Source organism: Brevibacillus sp. FW301-21C12A (assembly GCF_058788915.1).
The window spans coordinates 1-10,223 of the sequence record NZ_JBYTBG010000079.1; the positions used below are offsets into that span (position 1 = coordinate 1).

Here is a 10,223-nt window from a genome sequence, read left to right on the forward strand (position 1 = left end):
TTGAACCCACGAGACGGGTCAACCCCGCCTACACGATTTCCAATCGTGCTCCTTCGGCCGCTCGGACATCCATCCATGTATATATGAAAGGGATCAAAGCGATCCACCTCGTTTGCCTTTCAGACTTCGTATGTTATCACAAGCTCATCGACTTGGCAAGAACTTTTTTGATTTCATTTAAAAAGTTCACTGTCATATAACTTTTCTGCTAGGCACAATAGCCATTGTAGCGCGTGAGCCACGCGCTGTCAACGAAAAAATAACAAAATCCGTTTTCTTTTTCTCTGATTACGTCACGCCCCCTTTGCGAGCTACGCATTTATAATTGCCCGCGAAACCGAATTTTACTCCATGGACCATCCATCCATCTTTCACAGGCACGCCTGCAATCGCGCCTACACCAAATAGGACAGAGCAAACGAGCTTTTTGGGATGGCTGCCACACCAAACAATGGTATACTTTACCATAGGACAAGATTGGCGGTGGAAGGCCGCGGCGCAGCTTCCTGCAAAGGAGGTGACGCTGATGGTCTCGCTCGGCACGCTCTACCTTTGCCTGAAAGTACTGGCAACGCTGCTCAGCCTCTGGTTTAGTGGCAGAAAGCTGTACCGATGGGCAAGAAAACGGCGTAACAAGCGAAAACCCACCGCCTAAGGTTGACCGCCCGACGGTGGGTTCGCTGGTTTTGTAATCATGCGCGCCGTGGGTGTGCCACAGCTTCTTGTCCCGGGAGTCCAATGCCGCTGCAACGGCGTTGGCTCCTTTTCATTCGTATGCCGAAAAACGCAAAGTCTATACTCTCAGTTTAACACCCTTGCCCTTCTTCATACAAGAAAGGAAACGGCTCAAAAAATGATGGAAGGACGTGAAAGCCATAGTAACGATTCGTCCAGCAACGTCTCACGATATCGACGCTGTCTGTCGAATAGATGCCGCCGTGCTAGGCTCCGCCAGTCGCGAGCAAGAGCTGCAATCCGCTATTGCAGCCGGTCACTGTCATGTCGCTTCCCTGGACATGCATGTCGCAGGCTTCGCCATCATGAACCAATCGTTTTTTCAGCAAAGCTTTATCCACCTCGTCGTCGTCCATCCCACGCATCAGCAAAAAGGGATCGGCAAAGCCCTGATGCTCCACATGGAAAAAATATGCCCTACCGCAAAGCTGTTCACTTCCACTAACCTATCGAACAAAAAAATGCAGCAGCTCTGCGAAAAGCTCGGCTACGAGTACAGCGGAACCATCAGCCACCTGGACCCTGGTGATCCGGAATTGTTTTATTGCAAAATGGTGTAGCAAAATCTCCAATCAAAAACAGCCGCAGCGCTTGCCTTCCACGGCTGTTTTTCACCAATTCACTGATTGCGCTCATAAACCAGGCGCAGCCCTTTTAATGTCAAATAAGGATCGACCACTTGAATGCAGGATGTCTCGTCTGCTACCAGCGAAGCCATCCCTCCTGTCGCTACTACCGTCGGCTCCGTCTGGTACTCCGCTTTGATCCGCCGCACAATCCCCTCGACCTGGCCCACGAAACCGTAGTAAATGCCCGCCTGCATGGCCGCAATCGTATTTCGCCCTACGACGCTTGCCGGCTTTGTGATTTCGATGCGCGGAAGCTTTGCCGCGCGGCTGAACAGCGCCTCCGTGGAAATTCCGATGCCCGGCGCAATCGCTCCGCCCCAATACTGCCCGCGCTCGTCCACATAGCAAAAAGTCGTCGCCGTCCCAAAATCGACAACAATCAGCGGAGCCCCGTACTCGTGAATGGCCGCCACCGCATTGACGATTCGGTCCGAGCCTACTTCGCGCGGATACTCGTATTTGATGTTCAGCCCGGTCTTGACCCCCGGCCCGACGATCAGCGGTTTTTGGCGCAAATATTTGCCGCACATGCGCTCAATCACCGTGTTCAACGGCGGCACGACTGAGGAAAAGATAATTCCCCTGACCTGCTCCATCGTCAGACCGGCACTGCTGAACAAGCTTTTTACCAGCATGCCGTACTCGTCTTCTGTCTTGTTCCGGTCGGCGGCAATCCGCCAATGATGCCGCAGCACCTCGCCCTCGTACAAACCGAGGACGATGTTGGAGTTGCCTATGTCGATCACCAGTAGCATACAGGTCGCTCCTTACCGTTTGCGCGTATTCAAATCCAGGCTGATATCAAACGCCTTGACCGAGTGGGTCAGAGCGCCGACAGAGATGACATCCACGCCCGTCTTGGCAATATTTCCGATCGTCTCCAGGTTGACGCCACCGGAAGCCTCGACAACCGCGCGGCCATCAATAAGCGCCACCGCTTCTCTCATGGTTTCCAAAGACATGTTGTCCAGCATGATAATGTCCGCGCCCGCTTCCAATGCTTCACGCACCTGGTCCAGCGACTCCGCCTCCACCTCTACCGTCATCGTGTGCGGAATCGCTGCCCGCGCCGAAGCGACCGCCTGTGCGATGCCGCCCGCTCCTTTGATGTGATTGTCTTTAATCATCACCGCATCGTACAAGGCAAAACGGTGATTGTGGCCGCCTCCGACGCGAACGGCGTACTTTTCGAGAAAACGCAGTCCCGGAGTCGTTTTGCGCGTATCCACTACCCGCGCTTTCGTTCCCGCTACCGCTGCCACGTATTCGCTCGTCTTCGTCGCGATGCCGGACAGGCGCTGCATTAAATTGAGCGCAAGCCGCTCGCCGCTCAGGATGGAACGCACGGAGCCGCGCACCTCTGCCAGCTCCTGGCCGACTTCCACCCGCTGTCCTTCTTCTACTTTTGCCGTAAACACAAGCGCGGGATCAACCGTCGCGAACACTTGCCGGGCAATCGGCAGCCCGGCTACCACTCCCGCTTCCTTTGCGTACAAAATTCCCGTTCCTTGCTCGGACTCGGGGATCGTGCTCAGCGTCGTCACATCGCCAAAGCCCAGATCCTCCTGCAGCCACTCTTCGATTTTTCGCTCCAGCTCCCGTTTATTCCACATCGTTTTTTCCACACTCCTCTTGGACGCCGTCTTCAAACGTCTGGATCAAATGCTTGCGCCATAACAAATCGTCTTTATTCGGAAAATCATTGCGATAGTGCCCGCCGCGGCTTTCTTCGCGAAGCAATGCGGCTCTCGTCGTCAGCACCGCTGCGTTCAACAGGTTCAAAAACTCGAACGCCTCCCGGTCCTGCGCCGCGTACTGGTAAAACCGCTCCATTCGCTCCAGTTCTGCCAGCGCTTTCAACAAGCCTTTTTCGTCGCGTTTGACGCTGACATGCCGCAGCATCAGCTTTTGCAGCTTCACTCTTTGTTCACGTGTACTAAACGTGCGCGCATCCCGATCTGCAGATACAGCCCGGACCGGACGAATGTCAGGCAGCGCAGGCAACTGTTTGATCCGCTGCGCGATACGATGTCCGAACACGACCGCTTCCGACAACGAATTGCTCGCCAGCCTGTTGGCTCCATGTACCCCTGTGCAGGACGCCTCCCCGCAGGCAAACAGCCGTTTTGTCGTCGTCTCGCCGTTCAGATCGGTCTGGACGCCGCCCATGATGTAGTGGCACGCAGGGGCAACCGGAATCCAGTCCGTCACCATGTCCAGTCCGTATTGCAGGCAAAAGTTGTAGATCGTCGGGAAACGGCGCTTGATAAGCTCCTCCGGTTCGTGCGTGATGTCCAAATACACAAACGACGATTTGGTCTGCTCCATCTCCGAGACGATGGCGCGGGCTACGATGTCGCGCGGCGCCAGCTCTTTTTGCGGGTGGTACTTGTCCATGAAGCGGTCGCCGTTGCTGTTGCGCAAAATCGCGCCTTCCCCCCGTACGGCCTCGGAGATCAGGAAGCGCGGCGCCCCCGGATAGTACAGCGCCGTAGGGTGAAACTGGATGAACTCCACATCCTTAATGCGCGCCCCGGCCCGGTAGGCGATGCCGATTCCGTCAGCGGTGGCGATTTCCGGATTGGTCGTGTAGCGGTACAGTTGCCCCGCTCCCCCGGTCGCCAGCACGGTTGCTTTTGCCTCCAGGAAAAACATGTCCCCTTCCGGCTTTTGCACGATGACCCCCACGCACTCTCCATCCTGTGTGACCACATCAATGGCAAAATGATGCTCCAGCACCCGAATGTTCCCCTGCTCCATCACCCGCTTGGACAGAGCGCGGACGATTTCTGCTCCGGTTGCATCCCCGTTAGCGTGCAAAATGCGCCGCTTGCTGTGCGCCCCTTCCTGCGTCAGTTCGTACTGGCCTTGTTCATCCCGATCGAACTCCGTCCCATATGCAATCAGTTCTTTCAAGCGATCAGGGCCTTCGTGTACGAGCACTTCCACCGCTTCGTACGAGCAAAGTCCAGCTCCGGCGATCAGCGTATCTTGACGATGCAAGGCAGGAGAATCCGACTTGGCAGTAACGGCGGCAATCCCCCCTTGTGCCCAGCGGGTATTGCTGTCATCCAGCCCTTTTTTGCTAATCAGAACTACATCCGCAAACTCACTCGTCTGCAATGCCGTATACAACCCGGCTATCCCTGCTCCTACAACGGCTACGTCTGTTTTCAATCGAGGCAACGACTGCAAATCAAAATCCGCGATATAACGGGGAATCATGGCTGCTGTCCCTTCTCTCCGTAACTGATGATTTCCCACCCATTATAGCAAATACCGACCGGATGAAAACTACATTGGAAGAGTTCCTTTTCAGGCGTAAGAAAACCTGTATCGAAAGACTTCTCAAGGATGAGCGATCGCTTTTTGGCGAAAGGCTGTTCTTGCAAAAAAAAGAGCGCCCGCCCTCAGGCGAACACTCTTTGCAGGCAAACTAGCTTCAGTTGGATTGGGCGACACATTCCTTGCAGGTTCCGTACACTTCAAACTTGTGCCCGGTCACCTGGAAATCTTCCGGGACAGCCGCCATGACGTTCATCGGACAGCCTGGCAGGGAAGAGGTCTTCCCGCATTCCGTACAGATGACGTGGTGATGGTGATGCCCGTCGGCGGAGCAAGCGAGACGAAAACGGCCTTCTCCCTCCAGCTCCGTCTCCTCCAAAATCCCCAGCTCAACAAAAGTGGAGATGTTGCGATAAACCGTATCGAAGCTGAGCGTCGGATACTGCTCCTTGATTCGTTCCATAATATCCTTGGCAGACAAGTAGCGCTTTTCGGCTGCGCAGATGCGGATCATTTCCTCCCGCTTGCCGGTATATTTGTACCCGTGCTCCTTCAAAATTTGCAGGGCTTCTTCCACTTTCATCGACAAACACTCCTTCCTTTTGTCTTAACCTGATGACTCTATCGCATTATCACACGCAGCTTTTTGACTCCCAAGACAACGAGCATAATCAAAACGGCCATCAACACAATTGTACCACCAGATGCCCAATCGAAGAGATAGGCAAAATACAAACCGCTCAACACGGAGATTTCTGCGAACAGAATCGAGAAAAAGATCGTTTGGCGAAAGCTTCGGGCAATTTGCAGGCTCGCCGCAACCGGAAGCGTAATCAGCGCGGAAATCAAAAGCACGCCGACAATCCGCATGGAAGCGGCAATCGTAAGCGCCACGAGCACCATGAACCACAGGTTGATCGATCTGCGCGCGACACCGGACACCCGGGCGAACTCTTCGTCAAAGGAGACGGCGAACAGCTCCTTGTAAATCAAAAAGACGGTGCCCAGCACAACGACTGCCACGCCAATCAGCGCATACAAGTCCTCGATGGAGACAGTGACAATTTTCCCGAACAAATACGAGTACAGGTCAGCGTTGAATCCGTCCGCCACACTGATTAACACCGTAAACAGCCCCAGACCTGTGGACAAAATGATCGGGATCGCCAAATCCTGATACGCTTTGTATACTTTGCGCAGCCGTTCAATGAACAACGAGCCGACTACCGCAAAAAGCATCCCGAAAAACAGCGGGTTTACTGCCGAGAAAAAGGCAATTTTTTTCGAGACCAGCATCCCCGCCGCCACGCCCGAGAGCGTGACGTGAGAAAGTCCGTCGGCCATCATCGACAAGCGCCGGACGATGAGAAACGTCCCGAGCAACGGGCAAATCAGGCCAATCAAAATCCCCGAAAACAGGGTGTACCGCAAAAAATCATACTGCCACCAATCAGCCAGCATGTTCATACTCCTTCTTTGTTATCTCGTTTGCAACGGCTTAATGGTGATGAGACAAAAGCCGGACAGAATCACCATACATGCTCTGCAATATTTTTTCCTGATTGTGCTCAAACTCGTGAGCCGTTCCATGAAAATGAATCTTCTTCTGCACGCAAGCTACTTTTGTCACCCATTGCGACATGACGCCGACGTCGTGGCTCACGATCATCATCGTCAGGCCGTTTTCCTCTTTGAGCGAGCGAAGCAGACCGTAAAACTGCTCAATCGACTCCTGGTCGACACCGACAGTAGGCTCATCGAGAATCAACAGCTCCGGCTCCGCCACGAGCGCACGCGCGATGAATACGCGCTGCAATTGCCCGCCAGACAGGCTGCCGATGCGCTGATTCAGCTTTTCCGCCAAGCCGACACGCTCGACGGCAGCCCGCACGCTCGCATGATGTTGGGCGTTCAGTCTGCGGAAAAGGCCGACCTTCCCCACCAGACCGGAAGCCACGACTTCCTGCACCGTCGCGGGAAAGCCGCCAGCTCCGTGAGCTACCTGCTGTGCTACATACCCGATCCGGTTCCATTCGCGGAATTTGGACAGAGGCTGACCGAACAGCTCGACTTTTCCCTTGTTCGGGGTGAGCAGCCCAAGGATCAGCTTCATCAGCGTTGATTTTCCCGAGCCATTCGGGCCGACAATCCCGACAAACTCTCCCCGTTCCAGCGAAAACTCCACCCCGTCCAGAACCAGTTTGTCTTCATATTGAAAGGAGACGTCCGTGAGCTTTACCACAGGCACTCCTTGGGTCATTGGTTCCATGCAATAATCATCCTTTAAATCGGATTTGTTCTGATTTGTTACCTTTCATCCTACTACGATTTTGCCCGAACCACAACCCTCCTATTTGGCAAAAACGCCTGAAGCCCGGCTATCAGGACAAAATCGCGGGCAGGCAAAGAAAAAAATGCCGCTGTAGATAGCGACATTTTTGCTGCAAGCTTATTTCAATGTGACTTTCAAAGTCTCCAGGTTGTCACGCATGATGGACAAGTAGTCACGTCCAGCTTTTACATCCTCCTCAGTCAAACCTTCAAGCGGATTGAGCGTCGCCGTCTTCACGCCGGCTTCCTTCGCGATCACTTCCGCTACTTTTGGCGAGACGAGCGTTTCGAACATGACATAGGAGATGTTGTGCTCCTTCACATGCTCGACCAGACTTTTCAATTCTGCTGGCGACGGCTCGTCAGCCGGATTCAGCCCGGAAATGGATACTTGCTCCAGTCCGTACCGATTCGCCAAATAGGAGAATGCGCTGTGCGAGGTCATAAATTCTTTTTTAGCAGCTTGCGAGACCATGTTTTTAAACTCCTGGTCCAACTGATCCAAGTCGGCAGCCAATTGCGCGTAGTTTTTCTCATAATCGGCAGCGTGCGCCTGGTCTTTTTGCACCAGCGTATTTTTCACTTTTTCCGCCTGCGCCTTCAGCTTCGTAGGGTCCAGCCAGACGTGCGGGTCAAATTCGCCGTGGTCATGGCCGTGCTCCTCGGTCGCGGCTTCTCCCTCATGCTCGTGCCCTTCTTCCGTCGCTGCTTCCCCTTCGTGCTCGTGTTCATGTTCTGTCGCTTTCAGCAAGTCCAGACCTTCCGACGCATTGACGATCACAGTCTTGTTTTTGTCGAGGTTGCCTACCGCTTTATCGACCCACAGCTCCAGGCCGCTGCCGTTGTAGGCAAAAATGTCTGCGTTCGCCAACGCCACCATGTCTTTTGCAGTTGGCTCGTAATCGTGCGGCTCCACTCCGGGCGGAATGATGTTGGTCACTTCCACATGGTCGCCCCCGATACGCTTGGCTACGTATTCGAGCGGATAAATAGTCGTATATACTTTTGGCTTGGCACTCGCATCGCCGCCGGTTTGAGGTGTGCTTGCTGTCTGCTCGGCTGCGCCGCATCCGGCAATGCTGACCGCTGCAATCAGGCTAACGATCGCCATCAGGCCCTTTTTCATCTCTGTGCTCCTCCTACCCAATTCAAAATGATTCCGATTTAGTTTCATGATCGTTTTTCATTATACGGACTGAAGCCCAAAAAGTAAATAGGATTTATTCCGATTTAATTGTCATTTGTTTGCAACGTCGATCATAGCTTCACAATTTCTCCATGCCGTTATGATAAGATAAAAGGCAGGAGGTATGTCCAAAATGAAACGACAATCATGGTTAGCGATCAGTTTCATCACCGCAGCTCTGCTTGCTGGCTGTGGCTCTAACGATCAAGCTGGTCAGGATCACGCGAATCACGCACAGCACGCTCCGAATGGTGACCTGCAGGAAATGACAGCTTCCGTCGATCAGCTTCCGAAGTTTTTAGATAATCAAGACCCCGTCATTATCGAATCGTACAAAATCGCCGGCACCAACCGCGAGCTGCTCAAATCCATCCCTTGCTACTGCGGCTGCGGAGAGAGCGCTGGACATCTGCACAACGGCAACTGCTTTATCAAAGAGGAAAAGCCGGATGGCTCCATCGTCTGGGATGACCACGGGACACGCTGCGGCGTCTGCATGGAGATTGCCGTTATTTCTTCCAAGCTGAAGCAGGCTGGAAAATCGACAAAAGAAATCCGCGACTACATCGACCACACCTACAAAGAAGGCTACGGAAAACCGACACCGACTCCTATGCCGTCTTGAGCATCGGGCAGTTTTCATCAGGGACTGGCACGCTGTCGCTTCCTCACGAGGGAGCTTTTTGGGGATAGCAGAAAGGATTTCAGCCTCTGGCGGAGTCGTAGACTGCTTCGCACGCGAGACAGCAACAAAGGGAGCAAAGCTTACAACAAGCTCTGCTCCCTTCTCTCTTTTCATAAAAATGATTGCCGATCAACAGGCCATCCGCTTACGCCGGAGCCACTTCCAGCATCCGCTCCAACGAAGCGCGCGCCGCGTCTGCGATTTCTTTTGGCACGTAGATTTCCGGCTTCATGGTCTCTAACGCCTCGACGCATTTTTTCAGGTTGTTCACCTTCATGTTCGGGCAGACGAGGTATTTGGACGCGAAAATAAACGTCTTGTCCGGGCTGTCCTTTTCCAGCATGTAGCGTGTACCGTCCTCGGTCCCGATGATAAATTCCTTGTGGGACGATTCGCGGCAGTATTTGAGGATTCCGGTTGTGGAGCCTACGTAGTCGGCCAAGGAAACCACTTCCGGGCGGCATTCCGGATGCACGACGACCACTGCCTCTGGATGCTGCTGCTTCAACGTCATGATGTCTTCGACGGACAACTGGTCATGCGTATTGCAGTAGCCTTCCCAAATAATCATTTTCTTGTCTGTGAACTGGGAGACGTAGTGGCCCAGGTTTTTGTCCGGAACCCAGATGATCTCCTCGCTGTCCACAGATTCGATCACTCGCTTTGCGTTAGACGACGTACAGCAGATGTGTGTTTCTGCCTTGACGTCAGCAGAAGTGTTGATGTACGCCACTACTTTCGCATTCGGATGCTGTGCCTTTAGCTTGCGCAGCCCCTCTACGTTCACCATGTCCGCCATTGGACAGCCTGCGCGCTCATCAGGAATGATAACCTTCTTTTGGGGATTGAGAATTTTTGCACTTTCTCCCATGAAGTGAACTCCGCAGAACAAGATCACATCTGCATCGGTTTCCTTTGCTTTTTGTGCCAGTCCAAAGGAATCTCCAATGAAGTCGGCTACTTCCTGAATCTCAGGACGTTGGTAAAAATGAGCAAGAATGATGGCATTACGTTCTTTCTTCAACTGCATCAGTCGTTCACGTAACTCAGCGTTGCGCTGGGCTTTTTTTTCTAACGCTAAAGCGTCCATGGAAAAAATCCCCCTACGGTGGTGTCATAATTTACGGTCATTGTAAGCTGATTACTGGGTCTTGTCAATGTAAGCGTTGTTACATGATTTGCCTATCCTTTCCTTTTGACGAATTGTCAAGACAAGTGCGACAGAGCTTCCATGAATGATTCGTAAGCGGTCTTCCAACCCAGACATTTTCTTGGCCGATTGTTAATGAGCTCCAAGGCCTGAATCAGTTCCTCCTCGGAGACTTCGGCAAAATCCTTGCCTTTGGGAAAAAATTCTCGCAGAAGGCCATTT

General features: G+C 53.1%; 11 protein-coding genes. 2 read left to right on the top strand and 9 right to left on the bottom strand.

The features are described from left to right. The first annotated feature begins 866 nt into the window (after positions 1 to 866). Positions 867 to 1,295: a GNAT family N-acetyltransferase gene (locus AC3WQH_RS24690; RefSeq protein ID WP_007776427.1), complete on the top strand. Its 429-nt coding sequence runs from the start codon at positions 867 to 869 to the stop codon at positions 1,293 to 1,295. A 59-nt stretch (positions 1,296 to 1,354) separates the two neighbouring features. Here the strand turns inward: AC3WQH_RS24690 and AC3WQH_RS24695 are convergent, their stop codons facing one another. From AC3WQH_RS24695 to AC3WQH_RS24725, 7 genes are all read right to left on the bottom strand, one after another. Further along, on the bottom strand, positions 1,355 to 2,119 hold the full coding sequence (locus AC3WQH_RS24695; protein WP_005828595.1) for a type III pantothenate kinase: 765 nt from the start codon (positions 2,117 to 2,119) through the stop codon (positions 1,355 to 1,357). 12 nt (positions 2,120 to 2,131) lie between these two features. Next, a complete protein-coding gene (gene nadC / locus AC3WQH_RS24700; protein ID WP_005828597.1) occupies positions 2,132 to 2,977 on the bottom strand; it encodes a carboxylating nicotinate-nucleotide diphosphorylase in 846 nt (281 codons plus the stop codon). Further along, on the bottom strand, positions 2,967 to 4,589 hold the full coding sequence (gene nadB, locus AC3WQH_RS24705) for an L-aspartate oxidase (RefSeq protein WP_005828599.1): 1,623 nt from the start codon (positions 4,587 to 4,589) through the stop codon (positions 2,967 to 2,969). Before nadB ends, nadC begins: the two co-directional genes overlap by 11 nt. Positions 4,590 to 4,806: 217 nt before the next feature. After that, positions 4,807 to 5,232, bottom strand: coding sequence for a Fur family transcriptional regulator (locus AC3WQH_RS24710; RefSeq protein WP_005828601.1), 426 nt, complete (start codon positions 5,230 to 5,232; stop codon positions 4,807 to 4,809). 38 nt (positions 5,233 to 5,270) lie between these two features. Continuing rightward, a complete protein-coding gene (locus tag AC3WQH_RS24715) occupies positions 5,271 to 6,110 on the bottom strand; it encodes a metal ABC transporter permease (protein ID WP_005828603.1) in 840 nt (279 codons plus the stop codon). Positions 6,111 to 6,147: 37 nt separating this feature from the next. After that, a complete protein-coding gene (locus tag AC3WQH_RS24720) occupies positions 6,148 to 6,918 on the bottom strand; it encodes a metal ABC transporter ATP-binding protein (protein WP_005828605.1) in 771 nt (256 codons plus the stop codon). 180 nt (positions 6,919 to 7,098) lie between these two features. Next, positions 7,099 to 8,106, bottom strand: coding sequence for a metal ABC transporter substrate-binding protein (locus AC3WQH_RS24725; RefSeq protein WP_492332298.1), 1,008 nt, complete (start codon positions 8,104 to 8,106; stop codon positions 7,099 to 7,101). A 193-nt stretch (positions 8,107 to 8,299) separates the two neighbouring features. Here AC3WQH_RS24725 and AC3WQH_RS24730 point away from each other — a divergent pair, with 193 nt between their 5' ends. After that, entirely contained in the window at positions 8,300 to 8,791 is a 492-nt protein-coding gene (locus AC3WQH_RS24730) for a PCYCGC domain-containing protein (RefSeq protein WP_026556962.1), read from the top strand. 205 nt (positions 8,792 to 8,996) lie between these two features. Here AC3WQH_RS24730 and nadA read toward each other — a convergent pair whose 3' ends face one another. Continuing rightward, on the bottom strand, positions 8,997 to 9,941 hold the full coding sequence (gene nadA, locus AC3WQH_RS24735) for a quinolinate synthase NadA (RefSeq protein ID WP_007776421.1): 945 nt from the start codon (positions 9,939 to 9,941) through the stop codon (positions 8,997 to 8,999). Between the two features lie 116 nt (positions 9,942 to 10,057). Further along, positions 10,058 to 10,223, bottom strand: a 166-nt coding sequence (locus tag AC3WQH_RS24740) for a transposase (RefSeq protein WP_492332299.1), incomplete at its 5' end; no start/stop codon positions are given.